The organism is Bacillus sp. AFS077874, from assembly GCF_002566505.1.
GTDB lineage: Bacteria > Bacillota > Bacilli > Bacillales > Bacillaceae_G > Gottfriedia.
This window is the reverse complement of record NZ_NUYF01000044.1, coordinates 23447-49720: the sequence shown is the minus strand read 5'-3', so window position 1 is coordinate 49720 and position 26274 is coordinate 23447. Positions and strand designations below refer to the sequence as shown.

Genomic DNA, 26274 nt, shown 5'->3' with positions numbered 1-26274 from the left:
GATGCTCGCTTTCCATGGGGCGAGATTCTTTCGCCTCCTCGGCAACCCTGCGGGGTCTTTAGCCTTCCCGCTTATCCTATAGGAGTCGAGCATCCCTTTTGTTCCAATCAACTTATTCATCAAAAAAAGTATGCAATAAGAAACTAATCAAGTTGCCTTTTCTTAGAGTAAAATAAAAGTTGTTTATTAGTCTGTTTGTAGGTCTATTAATATCGAACATTAATTTAGAAAATCAATTTATTTTCTAAAAATTAGCCCATTCGAATAAAAAATTGTTCAAACATATTAACATTTAAATTCATAAATTGTTCATCAAATAATGTGTTATTTCAATAATATTCACATTCCTATTGACCCTTTAATATTTCTACTATATAAACTATATTCATTCAAATGTTCCTTTTACTAATACTTCTTTATCTTGCATCATAATTTTTCCTTTAGAAATAACTGCTTCGATTTCTAGCGTGGATTTATTTAGGAAGACTAAATCTGCATCGTATCCATTTTTGATTTGTCCTTTTTGTAATTTTAATATATTGGCTGGGTTTTTAGTGATTACGCTAATTGCATCTTCAATCTTAATGCCTTCATTTATAATTGCGTCTTTTACTTCGTTATATAAACTGCTTACTCTTCCAACCTTCATACCTCGGAGTATTCCGTTTTCATCAAAATCTGGTAGACTACCCTGTCCATCAGATGTAAATGTGATTTGTTCAATGCTTACACCTGAATTGAGCATTCTTTTCAATCCTACGCTACATTTGACTTCACCATTATTCAAAAAGTGTGGGATCGAGCTTGTTGTAAAGTCAACAAACCCTCCTTTTTTAGCAAAGTTAATTCCTGCTTCAAATAAATAGCTATTGCGGTTAATATGTGTTGGGTAAAATTGAGTAATTGGTAATTCGGTTTCTTCAACAATCTCCTCGATCATTGATAACATTTTTTTACTATCTCCAATATGTACATTCACAACGCCGGACTTTCCTGAAAGCAAGCCCCCATTTCGAGCTTGTGCAGCTATTCTTGCAAATTCTTCCTTTGTCGGTTGAGATGACCGATGGTCCGAAATTGCTATTTCACCAACACCGATAATCTTATCAATTAGGATGATGTCTTCCTCAATCTTAGAAAATAACGTTTTGACAGGTGTTTGGTACGAGCCTGTATAGACAAATGAAGTAATTCCCTCTTCTTCTAATGCTCTACATTTTGCAAGTAGACTGGCCATTGTTCTTGTTGTTCCATCTGTACCAATTACTCCTACTACGGTGGTGATTCCTCCTTTAATACAATCAGACAACAATAATTCTGGTGTTCTTGTTTTAAAGCCACCTTCACCTCCGCCACCAATAAGATGCACATGAGCATCAATGAAGCCAGGCACAATATAGTAGGCAGATGCATCAAATATTTGTAAAGGAACCGAAGATGAGGTAATGACTATTTCTTCATGAACATACTCAATTTTTTCATTCGATATTAAAATATCGTTTTTACCTATTGACTTTGGGGTAAAGATTTCGCCATTTTTTAAGAGTAACATATATACCTCCGATTGGATCATATTGTTTAAATTCAGATTACCATATCTGTCTGTTTTATGATTCATTTTGCTTTTTAGCAACTGTTTAAAATGATCGATCAAAATATACATACAGCTATAAAATATTGAAAACATTAAATCTCTAGATTTGTTCATAATACTCTCATAGTTAAAAATGATTCAATTAAAATAGGAGGCATTTTTATGAGTAGAGCAATGAAAGAAGAATTAGCAAATGCTATTACTCATGGGATTGGTGCAATACTGAGCATCCCAGCACTATATTATTTAATAAGTAAGGCTATGCATAAAGGGACACCCTGGCATTTAATTTCCTTTTCAGTCTTTGGTTTGTCTATGTTGCTACTTTATATTTGCTCAACATTGCTTCATAGCGTTAGAGATCCAAAGCTAATTAGGCTATTTACAATTTTAGATCACTCGGCAATTTATTTATTAATCGCTGGAACTTATACTCCATTTTTACTCGTAACTTTAAGGGGTAGGATTGGCTGGTCCTTATTTACAATTATTTGGGGCTTGGCAGTTTCAGGTGTAATCTTTAAATTTATATATGTTAATAGGTTTGAATTATTTTCGACCATTGTTTATTTAATTATGGGTTGGTTAATGATGTTTGCAATTAAGCCTATTTATGTAGGACTATCTGGAATAGGATTTTTCTACTTATTATTAGGGGGGCTATTTTATTCGATTGGCACAATTTTCTTTCTAGTCAAACGTTGGCCATATAGTCATGCAATTTGGCATTTATTTGTATTATTAGGTAGTGCATCTATGTATTTTTGTATATTTAAATTTGTTGTTTAAAAAAAGCGCTTCATTTTAAATGAGCGCTTTTAGTTTTATTATTCAATCATCTCTTTAATATAGTTCGTTAATTCTTTGGCATCTGTCATTCCTATTTGTTCAGGATAAATTGGTGGAAATACTTTAAGTGTAACATTTGCTGGTTTAATACGATTACCATTAGCTTCTAAAATATTATAAGTCCCTTCAATTCTTACAGGAATAACTGGAACCCCTGATTTCGTTGCTAAATGTAGGCTCCCTGATTTAAATTCACCCATTTGACTGCCCTTACTTCGAGTACCTTCTGGAAAAATAACTAATGAATGGCCATTTTTAAGTTTATCAACGCCTTCTTTTATAGCTTTAAGTGATTGTCTACGATCACTTCTGTCCATAAATACACTATGCATTTGTTCCATCCAGTCTGGTACGATCGGCAGTTTTTTTAATTCAACTTTTGCAATGAATCCAATAGGCTTATTTAAATATCCTAATAATAGTGGAATATCAAAATTACTTTGATGATTACTTACAAATAGGACTCCCTCGTCTCTAGGAATATTTTCAATCCCTTCAACCTTTACTTTACTACCAGTACAGCCAATCATCATTTTCCCGAAATAATCAGGAAATTGGTGCATTAGACGGTCTTGCTCATGTACAGGTAAATCTTTTGGTATTTTTTTTACTGATGATAATTTTAGCTTTGCTTCAATTACACCAACTACAATGCGTGTTGCAGCAAATATTGTGCGAAACATATTTATCCTCCGATAGTTGAGTATGTTAATTATTATACAAAATGCCCAACCACTTGAAAAGTATTATCCATCCTGATTATTTAATAAAACGAGAATCAAAAAAAAGAATCGGCTTTTATTGGCCGATTCCTTAATATTGTGAATCTTTAGTTCGAAACTTTTGCTCCACCGAATTCTGCAGCAAGAACTTTAGCTTTTTCAATTGCATTAGCTTTAATTTCTTGTGCTTTATCTGGCATTGCAGCCATACCTTCTACGAATAATGTAGTTACATCAGTAACACCTACAAAGTTTAAGATACTTGTTAAGTATGGGCTAGAGAAGTTAATTCCAGCTGCAGGACCTTCTGAATATACGCCACCGCTTGCTTGGATGTGTAATGCTTTTTTATTCTCAAGTAAACCAACTGGACCATTTTCAGTATATTTAAATGTTTTACCAGCAATTGAGATATTATCAATAAAGTTTTTTACAACTGATGGGAAACCAAAGTTCCAGAATGGTGTAACAAATACATACTCATCAGCTTGTGTGAAAATTTCTAAGTTACGATTCATAGCAGCTAAAGTAGCTTGTTGATCAGCACTTAATTCTTCAAAAGCAGTACCGTTTCCTAATTTGCCCCATGCATCAAATACATTTCCATCTAACATAGGAACATTTTCTTTAAATAAATCAAAATGAACAACTTCATTTTCAGGATTTGCTTTTTTGTATTCAGTAATAAATGCTTCCCCTACAGATAGACCAAATGAATTTTCAATTGCATTTGGGTTTGCAGTAATATAAAGTAATTTTTTCATCTTAAACATCTTCCTCTCAGTTTCGTTTATCTTTAATTCGAGATTTATTTTTAAAAATCAAGGGATAATCAAATCCCTTAACCTCATAATAATATCTTTAATTCAAGATGTCAATACTTTTTTTCGTAAACAAAATATCTAAATTTAATTTTTGATTTTTCATCGACTTGTACATCAGAAACAGATTTAACATTCCATTCTTCCTTTGAAAAATTCGGGAAAAAAGTGTCGCCTTCAAAGTTATGTTCAATTTCAGTAATATAAAGTGTATCTAAATAAGGGAATGTTAAATTAAAAATTTCAGCCCCACCAATAATAAATAAATCTTTATTTTTATTTTCTTCAACATAACTTATAACGTCATTAATAACTGTAACGCCTTCAGCTTGAAAATCCTTTTGTCTTGTCACAACGATATTTTCTCGGTTTGGAAGTGGTCTACCAATCGAATCAAAGGTTTTTCTTCCCATAATAATTGTATACCCAGTAGTTACTTTCTTAAAATAAGCAAGCTCCTGTGGAAGATGCCAAGGCATCTTATTATTAAAGCCGATTACATTGTTTTCTGACATCGCAACCAATGCAGCAATCATACACTTACTACCCCTTTGATCGCAGGATGGCACTCATAATCTTCTAATGTAAAATCCTCATATTTAAATTCAAAAATGTCTTTGATTTCAGGATTAATCTTCATTTTTGGTAATTTATAAGGCTCTCTTGTTAGTTGTAAGTTAATTTGATCAAGATGATTTGTATAAATATGAGCATCTCCAAATGTATGTACAAAATCACCTAATTCTAAATCACATACTTGAGCAATCATCATTGTTAATAGTGCATAAGATGCGATGTTAAATGGAACTCCTAAAAAAATGTCAGCTGACAAAATCTTCAACCAAGTTCGTTACGCTTGGCCCGTTCTTAAAAAGAACTGCTACATGTCACCATGCAGATGAGACTATATCACGACCTCATAAAGGTCCCTTGCATTTCGGGTGCCAATCACTTGCACCCTACTCCATAATTGGATAGTCGTTAGGCATTTATTATTCTTTGTAATTATGAAATATGGCAATTAATAATTTTAAAAACCTCAGACATATTTCATAAAACCACCTACAAAGAGTAAATTTAGCACGGGATTGTCTTTATTTAAGAGTTTCCCCGTTTAGCAAGGTTTTCGGTACAGATTACTCTGTAAAGGCGCTCAGAATTAACGCTGATAAAGCTGACAAGAAAGTTTTCCATCATTCACATAGAACTGGAAAAAACAATGACATGGTGCTAATGCCATCTTATCAAGTTCTCCAACATTCCACGCAGAAACAATCATTCTTCGAGAATCTGGATTTGTTTTTATTTGATTAATCACTTCAGAAATTTGATCAATTGTTGAGCCGTCAGCAGCTTTCCATGATCTCCATTGTTCACCATATACAGGGCCCAAATTACCATTTTCATCTGCCCACTCATTCCAAATACGAACACCATTTTCTTTTAAGTAATGAATATTAGTGTCGCCTTTTAAAAACCATAGTAATTCATGAATGATTGATTTTAAATGAACTTTCTTTGTTGTTACTAAAGGAAAGCCATCTTGAAGATTAAATCGCATTTGATAACCGAATGTACTAATTGTTCCTGTTCCAGTACGGTCTGTCTTTGTCATGCCATTATCTAATACGTGTTTACATAAATCTAAGTATTGCTTCATATTGACCTCCTAATTATGTATTGTAATTCTTAATTATCTTCTTTAATTTCAATATAGCCAAAATGAAATTCTGAAGATTTACGAATTAATTGATTAAATCCATATTTTTTAAATCTTTCACTTCTAAAATGATCCTTCAAAACTATTCTTTTTTTGGCAACGCGCTTAGCTTCGTTGATCACTTCATTTGTAAGATCATCATAAGATGCTAAATTTTTCAATGCTGCAATACCCGAAGAGGCTTCGATATTTTTTTCAAACATCGGATCAAAATAAACGATATCAAAAGATTGATCTGGAAGTGTCTTCAAATAAGTTTTATAATCTATATTTTTCACTTCAATTTTGTTAATGATATGCGACCAATCTAAAATGTTCTGTTTATTTGTTTTTAAACCTTTCTTAGTTAAGTAAGCAATAATTTGGTTTTTCTCTAAGCCTAAAACTTTACCGTGGTCACCTACAACATAACTTGCAACAATACTATCTGAAGCCATTCCAAGTGTACAGTCTAGTAGAGAATCACCTTTTGTTAATAAACAAGCGTCACAAAATGGATCATGTTCACCCTTCATCAATCGTCTAATTCGAAAAACTGAGGAGTTTGGGTGAAAAAAATATGGAATTGCTTGATCATCCTCATACCATTCTAATCTATTTTTACCTAAAACAAGTATAGGTTTTTTAAATTTATCATAGATTTCTTCAATGCTAAATTCTTTCCGGAGAATTAGCTGTCCATTTAGGTCTGAAGCAATTTTCTCTGCATCCTTTTCTAAATAAACATCTGGTCTTAAGCAAGTTGTAATTATCATATGTCTCCTTAATTAAGAAAAAAAGAGGAAATATCCTCTTTTCAGCTGCCCGCCAAACGCTCGCTTTCTTAGCTACTTGGCCTGCCTGTGCGGAGCTCTTTACCGCTTAAGGGTAAACTCCGCTCCTCACCAGGCTTCGCGCCTTGAAAGACAAGCGCTAGCAAACTGTCTGAAAGTCAAATATTTGGATTTAGTCTATACACTGAAAAGAGGAAAAATCCTCTTTTTACATTTGTGCAAATATTGATTGAATTCTTGCTTTAATATCTTCAGGAGTTGAGCCTTCGATTTGTTCACGAGGAATAAATCCAACTACCTCTTTACCTTTAAATACTGCCATTGATGGTGAAGATGGTGGGAAGTCAGCTAAATATTCTCTTAATGTAGCAGTAGCTTCCTTGTCTTGTCCAGCAAACACTGTCATAACTTTAGCAGGTTTTTTCTCTGATTCAATAACAGCTTGAACTGCAGAAGGTCTAGCAAGTCCAGCAGCACAACCACAAACTGAATTGATTACAAAAAAAGCAGTATCATTTAATTCATTCATAAATGACTCGACTTCTTCCCCAGTAGTTAATTCTGTAAAACCATTTGAAGTTAATTCCTCTCTCATTGGCTTTACGATCCCTTTCATGTACTCATCATATGCATTCATTAGTTTGTTTCTCCTTTGTCATTTTCTATTTTATTACGCTCAGTCATTTGTTTCCAAACTGAACCAAGTGCTTCCTCACCATTCTCAATTCGATGCAAAGCAAGTTGAACTTGTAATTTCACTTCGAATTCTGGGTCTTCTAATGCAGCTTTTAATGCTGGAATTGCACTTTCATCACCTAGTTCAAAAAGAAACATTGCTGCACGCCATCTAACTAATTTACTAGGATCTTTTAATGCTTCAATCATAGCTGGCATGGCTTCTTCAAATCCTAAGTCTGATAGACAATCTCCAGCAATTCGTCTTACACCGACTGCCTTATCCTTTAAAGCCTCATATAAATAAGGTAACACTAATTCTGATTTTAACATACCTAAATAAGCTGTAGCTAATCTTCTTATTGAAACATGTTCATCTTTTAATGCGATTTCTAGTAAAGGTAGGTCTTCAAGGGTAGGATCGATTTTTACAAATCTCGCATATCTTTTTTTCCAATCTGTTTCTTCAAAAATATCTGCACTAAATGGTTCAAATTTAGGAACTTCTTTTTTCTCAGTAATAGATTCATCATTCGTCATCACTTCGTTGACGATATTCTTTATGTCGTTTTCAGTGTGAGTAGCCGTTAATTCATCAATAATTTCTTTCTCAATTGTTGCTAATTCACCATAACGAATTCCATAATCAATCCACTGTCTTTCAAATACTACATTTGATGCAGATGTTGTTAGTTTCATAATTGCTTCTTTATAGAATGGAGGTAAAGCTGCTCTTTGTTCTTCACCATTTACAATTAATTTCAACTGCATAGGTATATTATGATACATTTGAACAAATACTTGTACCTCTCCAAAATGATTATCAATTATCGTATCATTAGTAGCTTCATCATTTACTTCTTCACCAAATACATTTCTGACTTGAAGCAAAATGGTTTGCCAATTTGCATTTGACTTACGATCAATAGCAATAAAATCAGCTACATGATAGACACTTTTGATTCCTTCTATTCCTAATATTTCTTGAATTATTAATGGTGCCTTGTCAATATTATCAATAGAATAATGATTTCTACTTCCTGATGGCAATTCCTCATCTAATAACACTTTCATTGTATTAGGACTTGGTGTTGGTTCGATTGACTTAATTTTCATCTTATTCTCCTCTTCTTTTTATTTAGTCCATTCTATCAAAAAGAGGAAAAACTCACTATTGTAACGCCTTAACGAATTCTTCAAATTCATTTGTTCTAGATTCGATTGCGTTGTGAGTTAACTCTTCAGATCGACGAGTAAAAAGGTGAAATTTCTCAACTATTATTTCCGTCACATAAATAGGTTTTTCTGATTCCTTTACATAACTTGAAGTTTTTATAACTCCTTCAATAGAAACCTCCATCCCTTTTTTTGCTTTTTTAGTAGCATATTCAGCAATGGGACCCCATAATTTTACTGAAACATAATTCGTTCTCGTTTTTTTCAGATAATCTGAATAAACATTCGTAGCAATATTAATAAAAGTTGTTTTCCTTCCATTCGGTGTAGTTTGTAAAATTGGCTCTTTCGTTAATCTTCCTACTAATACAACATTGTTTATCATTATTACCATCTCCTTTATTTTTTTCTACAATACAAAATTATTGTAAGTTCGTAAAAAAAGGAAAATGGTATTTTAAATAAACTTTTATATTTAAAAACTCATTATGAGATAAAAAAACTTGAGTAGTAATATGACATCAGAATCCAAAACTCAAAATTAATACTTTACTTTAAACTTTCTACTAAATCACTTAAAACTGACCAGCGCTCCATTTTCTGTTCTAGTTGAGCTTCTTTTTCCTCAATATCTTTCGAAAGTTTATAAGCTTCATCAAAATTAGAGCCCACACCTTGTAATTTTTCATTTAGTTGCTCAATCTCATTTTCCAGTTTTTCGATATCAGACTCAATACTATCCCATTCTTTTTGTTCTTGATAAGTTAATCGCTTTTTCTTTTGTTCTTTTTGATAAACTTGTTTTTCAATTGTTTCTTTTACAGCATCAACTTCACGTTTTTCGTTCGATTGTCGTTCTAAATAATCCGTATAGCTTTCTAATGTAGATGAAATTTTTCCTTCACCTTCGAAAATTAATAATTTATTTGTAACTTTATCTAAGAAATAGCGATCATGTGATACGGTAACTACTACTCCACTAAAATTCTCAATATAGTCTTCTAAAACCGTTAAAGTATCAATATCTAAATCGTTTGTTGGCTCATCAAGTAATAATAAATTCGGGGCAGTCATTAAAAGTCTTAATAAATATAGTCTTCTTTTTTCGCCACCAGAAAGTTTTCCCAATTGTACTCCGTGCGATTGAGTAGGAAATAAGAATGTTTCCAGCATTTGTGAAGCTGAAATTGTTTTTCCATCTGGTGTATGAATGACTTCTGCTTCTTCCTTAATATAATCAATCATTCTCATAGTTGGATTCACATTTTCTTGTATTTGAGTATAGTATGCTACTTTAACTGTTTGCCCAATTTCAATTTCACCAGAATCAACTTTTTCTTCTCCAACAAGCATTTTCAATACAGTTGTCTTACCCGCACCGTTTTCACCAATTATTCCAATTCGATCAGTTTGAAGTAAAAGTAAGTTAAAATTATCTAATATCTTTTTCTCGTCAAAAGACTTATTAACATTTATAAACTCAACAACTTTTTTACCTAAACGAGTTTGTTGAAAGTTCATCTCTAATTCCACTTTTTCTTGATTGTTGAGTTTACCCGAAAGGTCATCAAATCGTTGAATTCGAGCTTTTTGCTTAGTTGTTCGAGCTTTTGCCCCTCTACGCATCCAAGCTAATTCTCTTCTAAATAAATTGTTTCTTTTTTCATTAGTAGCTGCCTCTTGCTCTTCTCGAGCAGCTCTTTGCTCAATATAATACTGATAGTTTCCTTCATAACGATAGATATTACTATTTGAAAGCTCTAATAGTGCTGTAGTAACTTCATCTAAAAAATATCGATCATGAGTTACAAATAATACTGCGTTTTGTAGTCTTTTTATGTATTCTTGTAAAAAAACAATACATTCATAGTCCAAATGGTTCGTAGGCTCATCTAGAATTAATAAATCACATGGATGTATTAATGCTTTTGCTAAGGCTACTCTTTTCTTCTGACCACCTGAAAGAAATGAAACATCTAAATTTAAATTTGATAAACCTAATTTCGATAAAATCGTCTTTGCATTTGCTTCTAAATCCCAACCATTTAATGAATCCATATCAGCTTGTAATTTTAGTAATTCATTTTGTAATCCTTGATTAGATGGATCTTCTCCAAGTGCTTGTAAAGTTTTTTCATATGATTTTACTAAAACCATTACTTTGTCATCACTCTCAAATACTGCTTCAAGAATCGTTTGTTTTTTATCAAAGTCTTCATGTTGAGGCAAATAACTTATTACATAATCCTTTGGAGTCGTAATTTTTCCATCATCAGCAGACTCGACACCTGCAATAATTTTTAATAAACTCGATTTACCAGTTCCATTTATACCTAATAATCCAATTTTCTGTCCTTCGCTTACGGTAAATGAAATTTTATCGAATAAAGTTTTTTCCCCATAAGTTTTAATTAAATTCTCTACACTTAAAATCTTCATATTTTAAAATTCCACTCTTTCATAAATTCATCGATGAATTTTTCTACAAATAAATGTCTTTCTTCTGCCATTTCTAATGCTGTTTTTGTATTCATTAAGTCTTTTAGTTTTAATATTTTTTCATAGAAGTGATGTAGCGAAGAACTTTTGTCACTTCTATATTCTTCGATCGTCATGTTTTCTCTTATTTTAAACTCTGGGTTAAACATACTACGACCTTTTTTACCTCCGTACGCAAACGTTCTAGCAACACCAATTGCGCCAATTGCATCCAAACGATCAGCATCTTGTACAATTTTACCTTCTAAAGAGGTTGGAATAACCCCATTGCCTCCTTTATAGGAGATATTTTCAATGATGTACAAGATTGCTTTTACGACTTCATTACTATTTAATAATTCATTTAGAATTGATTCTAATTGTATTTTTTGAGCTTCAAGATCATCATGTAATTTATCATCTATTACATCGTGAACTAATGCAGCACATTCTACGATGAATTGATTTGCATTTTCTTTTTTAGCAATATGTACAGCTAAGTTTCTAACACGGTCAATATGATGCCAGTCATGCCCAGAACTATCACCTTGATGAAGATTTCGAACATAATTTTCTATTTGTAATATGATTTCCTGCTGATTCATACTCGTACCTCCATAAATCGACTAGTGATATTATATCATTTTTCTATCTCCGAAAAACATTAATAGGCTAAGTGGGATTTAAATTTACGAAAAAACCTTCACTTAGAGTGAAGGTTTTTAGTGTGTAGAAAATTCTACAAAAATATGATTTTATATTAAATTAGAATCTAATTATATTGAGTAGTATATTTTTTCTTAAATCCATTTGGATTGGTCTTATGCCAATTCCAAGCATCTTTAATGATCAAATCGATGTCTTCATTCTTTACTGTCCATCCTAAAACTTTTTTAGCTTTCTCTGAAGAAGCAACTAGAATACTTGGGTCACCTTCTCTTCTAGAACTGATTTTATATGGTATTGGGTGCTTAGTTATCCGACGAACCGCTTCAACAATTTGTAATACTGAATATCCCTTATTATTTCCAAGGTTAAAAATATCACTTTTCCCACCATTAAAAAGGTAATTAAGTGCTAGTAAATGAGCATTCACTAAATCTTCAACATGGATATAGTCTCTAATACACGTCCCGTCTGGAGTATTATAATTATCTCCAAAAATAGAAATCTCTTTCCTTTGATTTAAAGCAACCTGTAAAATCAATGGAATTAAATGCGTCTCAGGTGAGTGGTCTTCTCCAATTTCGGCTGAGCGCTTTGCTCCAGCAACATTAAAGTATCTTAGTGAAACATAATTTATACCATATGCTAAACTACTCCATTTCATCATCTTTTCCATCATTAATTTTGTTTCACCATAGGTGTTCGTTGGATTTGGAATGCAGTCTTCTGAGATAGGTACTATTTTAGGTTCACCATATACAGCAGCCGAAGATGAAAATACGATATTTTTAACATTAAATTCATTCATCACTTCTAATAGAACTTGTGTGCCAAATACATTATTGCTAAAATACTCCAACGGTTTTTCCATTGATTCACCAACTAGACTATTTGCTGCAAAATGTAACACACCATCAATCTTTTCATTTTCGAAAACTGATCTTAAAAATTTCTTATCTCGAATATCCCCATTATAAAAAATGGCTTTTGAATGAATCGCTCCTTTGTTTCCTGTCTGCAAATTATCAACAATTATTACATTTACGCCATTTTCAATCAGCATGTATACTGCATGTGATCCTATATAACCAGCTCCGCCAAGTACTAAAATATTCATTATGGTCACATTCTTTCGTTTTTAAGTTGTTTTTTTGTCATATTTTTATTTTTAAAAACAAGCAATTTTTGACCAAAGTAATTTAAAATCGTATATAACCCAGAACTAATTAAAACAGCTAAGTCATTTTTATAATTTAGAGTGATAAAATCCTGTAAATTTAAAATGTAATCAATTATTTTAGCTCCGAGATTAAATGATATAAAATAACAGGTTAAAATGACTATGATAAACAATGGAATACTTTTTTTTACAGAGTCTTGACTTTTAAATGTAAAATTTCGATTTAAAATATAACTTACACAAGCTCCTATAGAATTTCCAATAAATGTTGAAATCCAATAAGACAAACTAAATAAATGGAGTAATAAATAAATGAATGATAATCCTACAATTGTATTTGCAATTCCTACTGCAATAAAACGGATAAATGTCTTATTCATCTTTGCCCCTTATTTACTAGTTCAGAATCGCTCATTGTATATAAATCTGTTTCAATAGCGTATCTAGGTCGATTTTTTACTTCGTGATAAATCTTTCCAATATACTCACCGATCATTCCGATTCCCATTAATTGAACTCCACCTACAAACCAAATTGAGACCATTAATGACGGCCATCCACTAACCGTATTTCCTAATAAATGTTGAACTATTGCATAACCACCTGCTATCAAACTAAATATGATGGATAAAAACCCAAGCAGTGATACAAATCTAATCGGAGCTATACTAAATGATGTGATCCCATCGAACGCAAAAGATAGCATCTTTTTTAATGGGTATTTTGATTCACCTGCAAACCGTTCTTTTCGATCGTAATAAACATTAGTTGATGGAAACCCTACAAGAGGTACTAGTCCCCTTAAGAATATATTAGTTTCTTTATATTTGAATAACTCATCTAATGCCCTTTTACTCATTAATCGGAAATCAGCATGATTAGGAACTAGATTAATCCCTATTTTCCCCATGAATCGATAAAATCCAAGCGCTGTTGTACGCTTAAAAAATGTATCTGTTTCTCTACTGTCTCGTACACCATAGACAATATCAAAACCTTCTATATACTTCTCTACAAAATTACGTATTACATTTATATCATCTTGTAAATCCGCATCGATTGAAACTACACAATCGGATTGTTTATTAGCAATTTCAAGCCCAGCAATTAGTGCGTTTTGATGCCCTACATTTTTAGCAAGCTTTAATCCTTTCACAAATAAATTATCGTTACTTTCTTTTTCTATTAGTTCCCATGTTCGATCCTTACTTCCATCATCTACAAATAGAATTTTGCTATCATCTGAAATAAGAGAATCATAAATTAATTCTTCAATTAAGTAAGTAAGTTGATAGGCTGTTTCTTCAAAAACTTCCTGTTCATTGTAACAAGGTACAACAATTGTTAATAAAGGTAGCATGTATAATCACGTCCTTATAAAGTGGTTATTTTACTTCGTATAGATAGATGCGCCATGCTGAATGATCATCATTAAATGTCTTCATCAATCTAAGTCCATTACTATTAGCATTTTCTATTGGGACAGCCGCAAAAATATATTCCCCACCTAACTTTTTAAATTCGTTAATATTTAGTTGTAAATGATGGATTTTTACGTTTGAGTCCTTTTTAAATTCATAATTTTTACCTAATTCAGCTACAAATAAATAGCATCTCCCCCCCCAATGATCGAAGTAATTTTCAAGCAAGGGGCTTTTTTCAAGTTCAGGTGCTATTATTTTTCTAAATTGGTGCTTATACTTTAACGAATAAAAATTATTATACGTATCGAGCGTGTAAAAACCGTTATACTGAGCAATCGCAGGGTGAATGCCTATACTTGCAACCCGATAACTATTTTTAGGTTTTCCAATATATTTTGAGATTTCGTTAAATTGATTTACAGCATAAAATTGTTTAAATGATGGTTTCCCTGCTACACGATACACAATTTCATCATTAGCACAAAACATCACAATTACTTGAACTACTAAACAAATTTTCACAAACTTTTGCCAACCTTTTCCCTTTAACCAAAGAAGATAGGCTCCAACAGCAAACATTAGATAGATTATTAAAGGTCTTAAAAAATGAAATCTTGCAAAATTAAACGTATTTAAAAGCTGAAATTGTTCTTTTACTGGCTTCCATCCTTTATAAAACCAAAAGGCGTACCAAACGGATAATAAAAAATTAAGAATGAATAAGTATAGAAACCTTTTTTCAATAATTCCTCTTTTTTTATTTCTTAAAGTCCAGAATACAATAAAAGATAAAGGCACAATGACTAGAGTGTGAAGTGTTAGCACATGGGTATGGCCTAAAAAATAATTCTTAAACACTAATCGAATCGTATGCCAAAAACCCAATGTAGAGCTTAAAAACTCATTTCTACTTGTTGGTTCAGATGGAATGACTAGTGAGAATACTAACCGATATTCTATTGCTAAATACATTAAAGTCATTAATAAAATACTTAAAAAGAACACTAGATTGATTTTCTTTTTTACAAATACATCTCTTAACCATAGCAATCCCATAAATACTAAAAAGAAAAAGAATCCTAATACAAAACTAGAATAGAAAGGTAATAAAATAAGGGTAATCCATTCTTTCCAAGAATATTTCCCAATCCTTATATTTAGAAACGCCCAAAGTGCTAGTGGCATCCCCAATGTACTTAGCATTCCAGACGGCCAAAATGGCGTTAGTGCAAATGCAAGCGAGACCCATACTCTAATAAGGTAATTTTCCTTTGATGTTATAAAATGCTTTTTTAACAAGATATACATCCCAAAAAACGCGAAAAATCTAGTAATTGTCTGCCCTATGGAATAAGCTAGCATTGGCGAAAAGAGATTATTTAGCCACTGTATACCACTAAATTCCGTTCCATAAGCATTTCTTGGCAATCCATTTATGATCTGTGGGATTGTGGAATTTAATTTACCAAATAATTGCCCTGAATTTCTAAGTGTTTTATACCATGCAATATTTGAATCTAAATTATCATGTACTCTAATATGAGCATTTTCTCCTAATATGAAAAGTGGAGAAACATAAATGATCATTAAGATTGTTGCAATCATTAAATGTTTATTTTCCTGACTTAGTTTCTTAAATAGTTTCATATTTCTTACACCACTTTGTTTATATATTGTTTTTTGATTACTGATTAATATTTCCCTCACTTTATCTTTTTAGTTTTATTTCCTATCTCTTTCTCACATCTATTAATATTAAAATTCTTTTCTGAAAATCAGATGAAAATTTGACTAAAATTTCATTTGAATTTTCCCTATTATTTTCAATAAGTAAAAAATATTAATTTTATAATGTGCATAAAAATTTGATTAGGCTAATTTCTTTAATAGTATAAAAAGTTTTTAGAAGTAATTAAATCATGTACTAGAGGTGCAATCATGTTGATTTTTGTGGATGACGAACAAAAAAAGTTTCATCTAACAAACGGAAAAATTAGTTATGTATTTTATGTCATGAAAAATGGTCATCTTGGGTCTTTGTATTTTGGAAAAGCGATTGACATTCATTCAAATTTCACTCATATCCAAAATGACAATTCTACTACAACATATACTTCTTATTATTATGCTGATCGATCAATTAGTCTTGAAACGATCAGACAGGAATATCCTGTCTATGGTACTTCTGACTATCGTGAACCGGCATTAAGTATTCGTCAGTTAAACGGTAGCCATATTACTAACTTTATCTATAAAGATTATACAATTACAAAAGGGAAACCCATTTTACAAGGATTACCTGCCACTTATACTGAAAATGAAGAAGACGCAGAAACAATTCAGATTGTTCTAGAGGACTCAACACTTAATGCTGAATTAGTCTTATGCTATACAATTTTTAAAGATTTATCTGTTATTACTAGAAGTGCTTATATTTGTAACCACGGTTCGGAACCTTTTTATTTAGAACGTTTTATGAGTGCATCTATTGATTTTCCTGACCATGATTTCATGATGATTCAGCTAAGTGGTGCATGGTCTAGAGAGAGACATATAAAGGAACGTCAGTTAGTAATGGGTACACAAGGAATCTCGAGTTTACGAGGTTCAAGTTCACATCAACATAACCCATTTCTTGCCTTTAGAAGAAAAGAGACTACAGAAAATCATGGTGAAGTATTTGGTTTTAATTTAGTTTATAGCTCAAATTTTATTGCTCAAGCTGAAGTTAATCATTACGATATGACTCGAATTACAATGGGAATACATCCGTTTCGTTTTACTTGGAAATTATCAGAAAACGAACACTTTCAATCCCCTGAAGTAGTGATGGTGTATTCTGATCAAGGTATGAACGGAATGAGTCAAACTTATCACGATTTATATCGAAACAACCTAATTCGTGGTGAGTGGAAAAATACTGAGCGCCCTATCTTAATAAACAATTGGGAAGCCACTTATTTCAGCTTTAATGAAGAATCCTTACTTCAAATCGCAAGAGAAGCAAAAAAGCTTGGGATTGAACTATTTGTATTAGATGATGGATGGTTTGGTAAAAGAAATAATGCTACTAGCTCTCTAGGCGATTGGTATTCAAATACTGAAAAATTCCCTAAAGGAATAGATCGTTTTGCCTATAAAATTAAAGAGTTAGGTTTAAAATTTGGTCTTTGGTTTGAGCCTGAAATGGTAAGTCAAAATAGTAATTTATTTAAAAATCATCCTGATTGGATTATTCATACACCTAATCGGCAAGTTTCTTTAGGAAGACATCAATTAGTATTAGATTTCTCGAGAAAGGATGTTGTCGATCACATTTATAAAAAAATGGCAGATGTTATAAAAAATACAAATTTAGACTATATAAAATGGGATATGAATCGAAATATAACTGAGGCTTATTCTAAGAAGTTAGCTAATGATCAGCAAGATGAATTTTTTCATCGATATATTTTAGGTGTGTATGAATTATATGAACGACTAGTAAGTGATTTTCCAAATGTGTTATTTGAATCATGTGCTGGCGGTGGTGGTCGATTTGATCCTGGTTTATTGTTTTATGCACCCCAAGCATGGGCTAGTGATAATACAGATCCAATTGAACGATTAAAAATTCAATACGGTACCTCACTACCATACCCAATTTCTAGCATCGGATCACATGTATCAGCATCACCTAATCATCAAACATTTCGTAATACCCCATTATCAATTAGAGCCAATGTCGCTTTCTTTGGAACATTTGGTTATGAATTAAATCCTTTAATACTTACTGAAAAAGAAAAATCAGATATTAAATCACAAATACAATTTTACAAACAGCACCGATCATTAATGATGAAAGGAGATTTTTATCGGTTACTTGATCCTTTTAAGGAAAACGAAGTAGCTTGGATGGTAATAAGTAAAAACAAAAATGAAGCCATTATAGGTTGGTACAAAATATTAGCAAGCCCAAATCCAAGGAAGTTCCAGACTTTAAAATTGACAGGTTTAAATCCAAATAAGAAATATTTACTAAACACTACGAATCTCACTTTTTATGGAAACGAATTAATGGAAAATGGAATCCCATTACCACTCGAATTTAATGGCGCCAATAAAAAAATTGCAAAACGAGCAGGTGATTTCCAATCTTGGATCTTTCATCTGGTTTGTCCTGATTAAATGTACAAAACTCGTCCTTAATGTCCTATGACGATGTTCGAAAAAGTAGAAGTATAGACCAATCAAAACGCTTGTCTTTTCGTGCAGCAAATCTTTCAATTGTGCGATAAAAAACAAGCGTTTTTAAATGGTCTTTAAACCATTCAACATTAATGAAGATTCTTAAGCTTTCAATAATTTCTCAATGGTCGATTTCATCTCTTGAGGATTTGTTTGAGGAGCAAATCGTTCAATGACTTTACCATTTTTATCAATAATAAATTTAGTAAAATTCCATTTTATTGATTTCAACCCCATAATACCAGGAGCTTCTGAGCTTAAATATTTAAATAGTGGATCTGCTTTTTCACCATTTACATCAATTTTTCCGAAAACAGGGAAGGTTACACCAAAATTCAATTCACAAAAACTTTGAATTTCTTCATTTGAACCTGGTTCCTGATTCATAAATTGATTACATGGAAAACCAAGAATTACTAATCCTTCTTCTTTATATTCTTCATATAATGCTTGTAAATCTTTATATTGAGGAGTATATCCACATGCACTTGCAGTATTTACAACGATTATCACTTTATCTTTATATTTTGAAAGAGATACATCTTCGCCCTTGCTATCTTTTACTTCAAAATCATAAATACTCATTTCACATTCCTCCTACTTCCTTATAATGTTAATAGTAATTATTTTCCATCAAAAAGTCTATTCTAATTACTATCTTTTGAAAAAAACCTTCAAACCTATTAGTATTTAAATTATAGTTTAATTAAACTAATTTCTTCACCTTTTAACTAAAGAATGGAGGTAAGAGTATGCAAGATTTAGGCTTTAATACTTATTTAATTGATTTATATGATTTATCGTTTCAGGAACGAACGGGTAGTTATATTATTTTAGATGAAGATATTACAATCATTGAAACAAGTGCTAGCCCTTCCCACGAGTATTTATTACAAGGTTTAAAAGAGTTACAAATTTCATTAGACAGAATTAAAAATGTTATCGTAACACATATTCATTTAGATCATTCAGGTGGCGCTGGCTTATTAATGGAAAAATGTCCTAATGCAACTCTATTTGTCCATCCAAAGGGAGCTAGGCATTTAGAAGATCCTACAAAATTAATTGCGAGTGCAAAACAAGTTTATGGTGATGATTTTGATCGATTATTTAATCCAATTCTTCCAATTGACTCTACTAAAATTTATCAGGTAGCCGATGGTGAGGAGCTTATTATTGGTAAAAATCGTAAACTAACATTTTTACATACGCCAGGTCATGCTAATCATCATATTTCAATTTTCGATTCTTCTAGTAAATTTATGTATACAGGAGATACATTAGGCATTTATTATCCACAGCTTCAAAAGGAAATAGGTACGTTTATTTTACCATCGACATCGCCTAATCAATTTTCATACGAAGCAACACTAAGTTCATCTGGAAAAATTCAAGAGTATCATCCTGATGCTATTTGCTACGGTCATTATGGATTAACTAGAGATACAAATTTCGTATATGAGTCTTTAAAGCTATATTTAGATCGTTTTATGAAACTAACTGCTTCCACGATTGAAGAAAATAAGGAAAAACCTTTTTATGAGAAAAGCAGGATTTTGTCAGCAGCATTATATAATGAAGTAAAGCAAGATCTACAAAATAAGAATATAGATGAGAGTCACCCAGTTTTCCAGATTATAAAGTTAGATTTGGAAGTTTCAGCTATGGGATTAGTACTGGCTATGGATCAAGTTTAATTAAATAAAAAACTTCAGCCATTCGGCTGAAGTTTCAGACTGTTGACAAACTCTCGCTTTCTTCGTTGCTTCGCCTGTCTGCGGTGCTCATTACCNNCGCTTGCAATCAGTCTGAAAGTCAAGTTTTTAGTACTTTATCTACACACTGAAACTTCAGCCATTTGGCTGAAGTTTTTATTATTTTTTAATTTTTTTCATTGGTTTATTTTTACTTGAAACAGGTTTTTTATATTGATTTGAAACTGGTTTCGTTCTTTTTTCTTTTATTTGATTTTCATTCGGTTGTTTTTCTTTCATTTCGACTTTTTGTATTTCACCGTGTGAAACCGTTAAATGTTCAAAAAACAATTTTTGCGTTCCTCTTAAGCTAAATAAGTTCTTTTTCTCTCGAGGTGTTACTAAGTTTATGACAGTACCTTGTTTACCCATTCTTCCTACACGGCCACTTCGATGAGTATATTGTTCAACTTTTTCTGGTACATCAAGTGTTATGACATAAGGTAACTCTTGTAAATCGATTCCTCGTGCTGCTACATCAGTTGAAAATAGTAAAGTAGTTTTACCGATTTGAAGATCTTTTAAAACTCGACTTCTTTCCATTTTCCCTAGTTTTGAATGCAGTACCGCTGTTTTAATTCCTCTAAAATTTAATTTAGAAGCGTATCCTTCAAGTTTAAATGGATCATTACTAAATACGATTGCTTTCATATTTTGAACAGATGCAATTCTTCTAAGTAATTCTAGCTTCTCTCTTTCTTCACAAGGAATAAAACCATGAATTATATTTCCTTCCAAGCTTTGTTCAATCGAAATTTCTTTTAGATTTGAACTTGTTTCCTTGGCAAATTGCATTGCCCCCGGTGTAATTGTTGCAGATAAAAATACTAGTTGGCGGTCTTTCATCGTTGCTTTGACAATTTGCGGTAAATCTTTTTGATCATCTGTTTTTAATAATTCATCTACTTCATCAAAAACAATTGCCTTAACACAATGCATTTTTAATTTTTTCTGTTTGATTAATTGTGAAATTCGCCCCGGTGAACCAACGATAATTTTAGGCTTTTGTTTTAATTTTTCAATCTGACGTTTTATATCAGCTCCACCAACAATTGAAGCCACTTTTATATTTGTATTTTGTGTATAGTCTTGAACAACCTGAAAAATTTGCATTACAAGTTCACGAGTTGGTGCCATGATCATAATTTGAGGATTTTCTTCCATTATATCGACCTTATTAATTAAAGGTAAAACATATGCAAGAGTCTTACCAGTACCTGTCGGAGATTGCGCTATGACATCGTTCCCATCTAAAATCGCTGGGATTGCTTCCTCTTGAACTGCTGTCCATTTCGTAATATTATTTGCTTTTATTTTTAAGATTGTTTGTTCTGCTAATTGAAAATGTTCCATTTAAATCTCCTTTAATATTTGCTCATCGTACCATTGTAACATTATTTCTGTAATATGTACCAATTCTTCTATTAGATCGAAGTCATCTTCGGTCATTTTATTTTGAAATTTTATGTTTACTGACGATTCAATGATATTTTTATCTAAAATAGAGTGTTTAATGTTATAAAATGGAGTGAATTGCTCATTTGTCTTATTTTGAAATAAAAGCAGACTTCTTTGAATGATTTCAATTTCTAATGGTTTAGGAAAGGAAAATTCAATTTCAATATAACATCCTACTTCAGTATTTCCATTAATTAATTCATTATATAAATCACTAGCTGATGTGCTCATTGAAAATATGCAACTTGTTGTCTTAGTCGACTTATTTAATTTATTAAATCGAATTGAGAATAATCGATCCATTTTGGAAAGATTAACAAAGTCATTTCGATCAGTGATTTCATATTCTCCATCTAAATCTTTGTCATATAAGAGCCCTTCTATGACAACCTTCATATTATCAAAAGCGGTCGGATCAAACATTATCTACACTCCTTTAACCAATAGATTCCTAAGTTCGCTTATTTCCTATTATGTATCATAATGAACGAACAACACAAAAAATAATCCGATAAAATCATTTTTGATTCAATTTTATTGGATCAATTCTTATTTTACTATTTCAAATTGGCTATTATAAAGATTTGCGTAGAAACCTTCTTTTTCCATTAATTCCTCATGCGTACCTTGTTCAATAATATCGCCATCCTTCATACAAAGAATCAAATCTGCATTTCGAATAGTCGATAGGCGATGCGCAATCACAAAACTTGTTCTTCCCACCATTAAATTGTCCATTGCTTTTTGAATGAGTGCTTCAGTTCTTGTATCAACACTACTTGTTGCTTCATCTAAAATTAATATTTGAGGTTCTGCCAAAATTGCACGAGCAATCGTGATCAGCTGCTTTTGACCTTGGGATATATTATTTACTTCTTCGTTAAGTATCATATTGTATCCATCAGGCAATGCTCGAATAAAGTGATCAGATTGAGCAGAAATTGAAGCATTTGTTACTTCGTCATCCGTTGCATTAAGTCTTCCAAAACGGATATTATCTGCAATTGTACCATTAAATAGCCAAGTATCTTGTAGAACCATTCCAAATAATGATCTAAGTTCATCCCTTTTAAAATTCTTTATGTTATGTCCACCGATTGTGATTTCCCCACTATTAACATCGTAAAACCGCATTATTAAATTTACAATTGTTGATTTACCAGCTCCCGTTGGCCCAACAATTGCAATTTTTTGGCCAGGTTTAACGACTAAATTAAAATCATGAATAATCATTTTTTCAGGTGTATAACCAAAAGCAACATGGTTAAAACAAACATCACTTGTAACTTCATGATGCTTGATTGATCGTGCGTTTGTTACTTCAGGTACTTCTTCTTTTTCTTCTAAAAATTCAAATACTCTTTCTGCAGCTGCTGCTGTTTGTTGAAGGATATTTGAAATATTAGCAATTTGTGAAATTGGTTGCGTAAATGAACGAACATACTGAATGAAAGCTTGAATTCCTCCAACTGTCATTGATCCATTTGCAGTAAAATATCCACCTAATATACAAATCGCAACATAGCCAATGTTTCCAATAAAAGCAGTGATTGGAATCATAAGTCCGGATAGAAAATTCGCTCTCCATGCCGATTTATATAACTCATCATTATATTCACTAAAAGCTCTCGTAGATTCATCTTCACCACTAAATGCTTTTACTAAAACATGATTTCCTAACATTTCTTCTACATGTCCATTTACTTTTCCTAAATATCTTTGCTGGTTAATAAAATGTTTTTGAGATTTTTTAACGATCATCATGACAAATATCATTGAAAGAGGCAATATACATAGCGCAACTAAAGTGAGTTGCCAGCTGATTGAAATCATCATGATTGTTATACCAATAATCGAGGTAATCGATGTAATGATTTGTGTTAAACTTTGGTTTAATGTTTGATTAATTGTATCCACATCATTCGTTATTCTAGAAAGAACTTCACCGTGACTAGTCTGATCAAAATAGCTTAAAGGTAATTTATGAATTTTATCATTTATATCACTTCGAAGCTTAAAAGTTACCTTCATCGTAACACCACTCATTACATAGCCTTGAAGATATGCAAAAAGTGAGCTTAATAAATATAAACCAATTAACCATAAACCAATTACACTTATTTTTCCAAAGTTAATTTTTCCACTACCGCTAATTTGTTTCATGACACCGGAAAAAATTTCATCTGTCGCTTTGCCAAGAATTTTTGGCCCTAGTATAGTAAAAACAGTTGAAATAATTGCTAGTATAAAGACAATAACGATTGTCTTTTTGTGAGCACCTAAATAACTCATTAATTTTGCCATCGAACCTTTAAAATCTTTCGCCTTTTGACCTGGCTCCATTGGGATATTTCGTCCAAACATTTGACCGGGCCCGCGACCACCGCCCCGATTTTGAAAAGTATTTTTATTAGAATTGCTCATGCTAATTCCTCCTTGGATAACTGCGATGAAGCAATTTCTAAGTATTCAGGGCAATTTTTCAGAAGTTCTTTATGGGTACCTTGACCTACAATCCTACCATTATCTAATACAACAATATGCTCTGCATTCATGATCGTATTTACACGTTGGGCAATAATGATCATCGTAGTTGATTCTATATCTTCATTTAACGCTTTTCTTAGCGCAAAATCAGTCTTAAAATCAAGCGCAGAGAAACTATCGTCAAAAATAAGAATTTCGGGTTTCCTTGCTAAAGCCCGAGCAATCGAAATTCTTTGTTTTTGACCACCTGAAACATTATCTCCACCTTGAGAAATTTCAGCATTAAATTTCCCTTCTTTTTGAGAGATAAATTCACTAGCCTGAGCGATTTGGGCTACTCTTTCCATTTCTTCATCAGAAATATTTTTATTTCCGTATTTTAAATTAGAGGCAATTGTCCCTGTTAGTAAAAGTCCTTTTTGAGGTACATATCCTATTTTAGTACGTAAATCCTTTTGCTTTACTTCCCTTAGGTCTACACCATCAACTAAAACTTCCCCTTTAGTAACATCATAAAAACGTAAAATTAAATTTGCAATTGTTGATTTTCCCGAACCAGTTGGACCAATAATGGCAGTTGTTTGTCCTGGCTTTGCAACAAATGAAATATTATTTAGTACATCATTTTCAGCACCTTCATATCGGAAACAAACATTTTTAAATTCAACAAATCCTTTTTTATCTGCTTCAAAGTTTTTATTAAGCTCTGGATCGATAATTGATACATCAGTAGACAATACTTCTGAAATACGTGTAGCAGAAACAGCCGCTCTAGGGACAAGGATAAACATGATTGAAATCATTAAAAATGCTGTAATAATTTGCATTGCATATTGCATAAATGCGATCATATCGCCAACTTGCATATTAGATTTAGCAATTTGGTGGGCACCAACCCAGATGATTAATAGTGATGAACCATTCATAATCAACATCATTGAAGGCATCATCATTGTCATGATTCGATTTACAAACAAATTCGTTTTTGTTAATTCACTGTTTACCTCTTGGAATCTCGTTTTTTCATGTGAAGCATTTCCAAATGCTCTAATTACCATCAATCCCGTTAAATTTTCTCTTGAAACTAGATTTAACTTATCTATTAGCTTTTGAATTAATTTAAACTTTGGAATAGCAACTGTCATGATTACCATAATTAAAGAAAGTAGAACAATAACAGCTAATGCAATAATCCAGCTCATCGAAGCGGATTTATTAATTGCCATTATGATTCCGCCAATTCCCATAATTGGTGCATAACAAAGCATTCGGATCCCCATCATTAAAAGAGTTTGAATTTGCATTACATCATTTGTACATCTTGTAATCAGAGATGCCGTTGAAAATTTATCAAATTCATTGTTTGAAAAGCTTTCAATTTTTTTGAAAACATCTTTACGTAAATTCCTAGCGACACCAGAGGCAATTCTTGAGGATAAGAAGCTGACTAAGACTGTTGCTATTCCTCCAAGTAAAGCAATCGCAATCATAATCAATCCTATTTTAACGATATATAAACTTCCTAGTTTATGTAAATTAACGCCTAGTTCAGTATAAAATGATTTCGTCATCATAATACCACTTTGAGTTAGTAAGGTTTTATCCGATGAAATAGCTTTATTATGCGCATTTAGTATCGCATTTTTGGGAAGTTTATCAAACATTGGTTGCAACTCATATAGTTTTGTTAAATTAATCTTATTTGAACGGGGCGTACTACTAGTTTGTGCGTGACTTACTTTTCCACTAGCTTCTTCTTGGATTATATTAAATAATGTCCAAGTGGAAGCACCAAATGATTGATCAAGTTGTTTTTCTACATTCTTATTCAATTTTTTCTTTACGTAAATGCTCTGATCTGCTTTTTTGTAGATACTTATGTATTTTTTTCCTTTTGAATTTTTATCATTTGCGGATTTCAACTCATAATTTTTAAATATAATTTCTTTTTCCTTATCTGTCATAAAGGTGGTCATTAGTTTCATACCTTTTTGACTAATTGCATCTGGAGCAACATGCAAAATACCATTTTGTTGAATACCATTGTTCACAATTTCGGACATATAGTTAGGTAAGTACAAATCACACATGGCCTGACCAAATAAGAATAATATAGCTAAAATTATACTTGTACTAAATGCTTTTAAATACTTAGCTAATTTGATCAAATGAGTATCTCCCCTATTATGATGTATTTTTTTAAAACACTAACTCATACTGAAAAAACTCGCATCAAATGCGAGTATGTTTTTCAGTATGAATTATTAAGT

The 26274-nt window shown here is 31.9% G+C and carries 23 protein-coding genes and 1 pseudogene; 3 read left to right on the top strand and 21 right to left on the bottom strand.

The annotated features are described in order from the left end of the window. Window positions 1–385: 385 nt before the first annotated feature. Window positions 386–1552, bottom strand: a complete 1167-nt coding sequence (gene iadA, locus COJ46_RS19765; RefSeq protein ID WP_097979336.1) for a beta-aspartyl-peptidase — start codon at window positions 1550–1552, stop codon at window positions 386–388. A 204-nt stretch (window positions 1553–1756) separates the two neighbouring features. Here iadA and trhA point away from each other — a divergent pair, with 204 nt between their 5' ends. Continuing rightward, window positions 1757–2383 (top strand): PAQR family membrane homeostasis protein TrhA, encoded by a 627-nt coding sequence (trhA, locus tag COJ46_RS19760; protein WP_097979337.1) that lies wholly within the window; start codon window positions 1757–1759, stop codon window positions 2381–2383. Window positions 2384–2421: 38 nt separating this feature from the next. Here the strand turns inward: trhA and COJ46_RS19755 are convergent, their stop codons facing one another. From COJ46_RS19755 to COJ46_RS19685, 15 genes and pseudogenes are all read right to left on the bottom strand, one after another. Continuing rightward, window positions 2422–3126 (bottom strand): lysophospholipid acyltransferase family protein, encoded by a 705-nt coding sequence (locus COJ46_RS19755; RefSeq protein ID WP_097979338.1) that lies wholly within the window; start codon window positions 3124–3126, stop codon window positions 2422–2424. 146 nt (window positions 3127–3272) lie between these two features. Beyond that, the gene (locus tag COJ46_RS19750) at window positions 3273–3929 is read right to left on the bottom strand and encodes an FMN-dependent NADH-azoreductase (protein ID WP_097979339.1); all 657 of its coding nucleotides are present in this window, start codon (window positions 3927–3929) and stop codon (window positions 3273–3275) included. A 110-nt stretch (window positions 3930–4039) separates the two neighbouring features. Beyond that, window positions 4040–4522, bottom strand: a complete 483-nt coding sequence (locus COJ46_RS19745; RefSeq protein WP_097979340.1) for a dihydrofolate reductase — start codon at window positions 4520–4522, stop codon at window positions 4040–4042. Continuing rightward, window positions 4519–4818 (bottom strand): thymidylate synthase, encoded by a 300-nt coding sequence (gene thyA / locus COJ46_RS19740; RefSeq protein WP_420488135.1) that lies wholly within the window; start codon window positions 4816–4818, stop codon window positions 4519–4521. The genes COJ46_RS19745 and thyA (COJ46_RS19740) overlap by 4 nt, the downstream gene beginning before the upstream one ends. A gap of 330 nt (window positions 4819–5148) precedes the next feature. Beyond that, a pseudogene (thyA, locus tag COJ46_RS19735) lies at window positions 5149–5646 on the bottom strand (thymidylate synthase); the annotation flags it as partial. Window positions 5647–5675: 29 nt separating this feature from the next. After that, entirely contained in the window at window positions 5676–6461 is a 786-nt protein-coding gene (locus tag COJ46_RS19730; RefSeq protein ID WP_097979341.1) for a class I SAM-dependent methyltransferase, read from the bottom strand. Between the two features lie 226 nt (window positions 6462–6687). Beyond that, window positions 6688–7116: a BrxA/BrxB family bacilliredoxin gene (locus COJ46_RS19725; protein ID WP_097979342.1), complete on the bottom strand. Its 429-nt coding sequence runs from the start codon at window positions 7114–7116 to the stop codon at window positions 6688–6690. Beyond that, window positions 7116–8270, bottom strand: coding sequence for a conserved virulence factor C family protein (locus COJ46_RS19720; protein WP_097979343.1), 1155 nt, complete (start codon window positions 8268–8270; stop codon window positions 7116–7118). The genes COJ46_RS19725 and COJ46_RS19720 overlap by 1 nt, the downstream gene beginning before the upstream one ends. 55 nt (window positions 8271–8325) lie before the next feature. Then, the gene (locus tag COJ46_RS19715) at window positions 8326–8715 is read right to left on the bottom strand and encodes a single-stranded DNA-binding protein (RefSeq protein WP_176527958.1); all 390 of its coding nucleotides are present in this window, start codon (window positions 8713–8715) and stop codon (window positions 8326–8328) included. 164 nt (window positions 8716–8879) lie between these two features. Continuing rightward, the gene (locus COJ46_RS19710) at window positions 8880–10769 is read right to left on the bottom strand and encodes an ABC-F family ATP-binding cassette domain-containing protein (RefSeq protein ID WP_097979368.1); all 1890 of its coding nucleotides are present in this window, start codon (window positions 10767–10769) and stop codon (window positions 8880–8882) included. Next, a complete protein-coding gene (locus COJ46_RS19705) occupies window positions 10766–11413 on the bottom strand; it encodes an HD domain-containing protein (RefSeq protein WP_097979369.1) in 648 nt (215 codons plus the stop codon). Before COJ46_RS19705 ends, COJ46_RS19710 begins: the two co-directional genes overlap by 4 nt. Before the next feature lie 167 nt (window positions 11414–11580). Next, window positions 11581–12591, bottom strand: coding sequence for a UDP-glucose 4-epimerase GalE (galE, locus tag COJ46_RS19700; protein ID WP_097979370.1), 1011 nt, complete (start codon window positions 12589–12591; stop codon window positions 11581–11583). Window positions 12592–12596: 5 nt separating this feature from the next. Then, window positions 12597–13034, bottom strand: coding sequence for a GtrA family protein (locus tag COJ46_RS19695; RefSeq protein WP_097979371.1), 438 nt, complete (start codon window positions 13032–13034; stop codon window positions 12597–12599). Next, the gene (locus COJ46_RS19690) at window positions 13031–14014 is read right to left on the bottom strand and encodes a glycosyltransferase family 2 protein (protein WP_097979372.1); all 984 of its coding nucleotides are present in this window, start codon (window positions 14012–14014) and stop codon (window positions 13031–13033) included. Before COJ46_RS19690 ends, COJ46_RS19695 begins: the two co-directional genes overlap by 4 nt. 25 nt (window positions 14015–14039) lie before the next feature. Beyond that, the gene (locus COJ46_RS19685) at window positions 14040–15725 is read right to left on the bottom strand and encodes a DUF6044 family protein (protein WP_097979373.1); all 1686 of its coding nucleotides are present in this window, start codon (window positions 15723–15725) and stop codon (window positions 14040–14042) included. A gap of 291 nt (window positions 15726–16016) precedes the next feature. Here COJ46_RS19685 and COJ46_RS19680 point away from each other — a divergent pair, with 291 nt between their 5' ends. Further along, window positions 16017–18245 carry an alpha-galactosidase gene (locus tag COJ46_RS19680; protein WP_097979374.1) on the top strand — a complete coding sequence of 743 codons (2229 nt, stop codon included), beginning with the start codon at window positions 16017–16019 and terminating at the stop codon, window positions 18243–18245. A gap of 162 nt (window positions 18246–18407) precedes the next feature. On the opposite strand, the gene COJ46_RS19675 is transcribed toward COJ46_RS19680, so the two are convergent. Next, window positions 18408–18890: a glutathione peroxidase gene (locus COJ46_RS19675; RefSeq protein ID WP_097979375.1), complete on the bottom strand. Its 483-nt coding sequence runs from the start codon at window positions 18888–18890 to the stop codon at window positions 18408–18410. A gap of 167 nt (window positions 18891–19057) precedes the next feature. Between COJ46_RS19675 and COJ46_RS19670 the strand changes: the two genes are divergently transcribed. After that, window positions 19058–20002, top strand: coding sequence for an MBL fold metallo-hydrolase (locus COJ46_RS19670; protein ID WP_097979376.1), 945 nt, complete (start codon window positions 19058–19060; stop codon window positions 20000–20002). A 177-nt stretch (window positions 20003–20179) separates the two neighbouring features. On the opposite strand, the gene COJ46_RS19665 is transcribed toward COJ46_RS19670, so the two are convergent. The 4 genes from COJ46_RS19665 to COJ46_RS19650 all read right to left on the bottom strand — a co-directional run bounded on the left by COJ46_RS19665 (window position 20180) and on the right by COJ46_RS19650 (window position 26172). Then, window positions 20180–21412 carry a DEAD/DEAH box helicase gene (locus COJ46_RS19665; RefSeq protein ID WP_097979377.1) on the bottom strand — a complete coding sequence of 411 codons (1233 nt, stop codon included), beginning with the start codon at window positions 21410–21412 and terminating at the stop codon, window positions 20180–20182. Continuing rightward, window positions 21413–21940: a hypothetical protein gene (locus tag COJ46_RS19660; protein WP_097979378.1), complete on the bottom strand. Its 528-nt coding sequence runs from the start codon at window positions 21938–21940 to the stop codon at window positions 21413–21415. A gap of 126 nt (window positions 21941–22066) precedes the next feature. Then, window positions 22067–23941 (bottom strand): ABC transporter ATP-binding protein, encoded by a 1875-nt coding sequence (locus COJ46_RS19655; RefSeq protein ID WP_097979379.1) that lies wholly within the window; start codon window positions 23939–23941, stop codon window positions 22067–22069. Next, window positions 23938–26172 (bottom strand): ABC transporter ATP-binding protein, encoded by a 2235-nt coding sequence (locus COJ46_RS19650; RefSeq protein WP_097979380.1) that lies wholly within the window; start codon window positions 26170–26172, stop codon window positions 23938–23940. Before COJ46_RS19650 ends, COJ46_RS19655 begins: the two co-directional genes overlap by 4 nt. Window positions 26173–26274 lie beyond the last annotated feature (102 nt).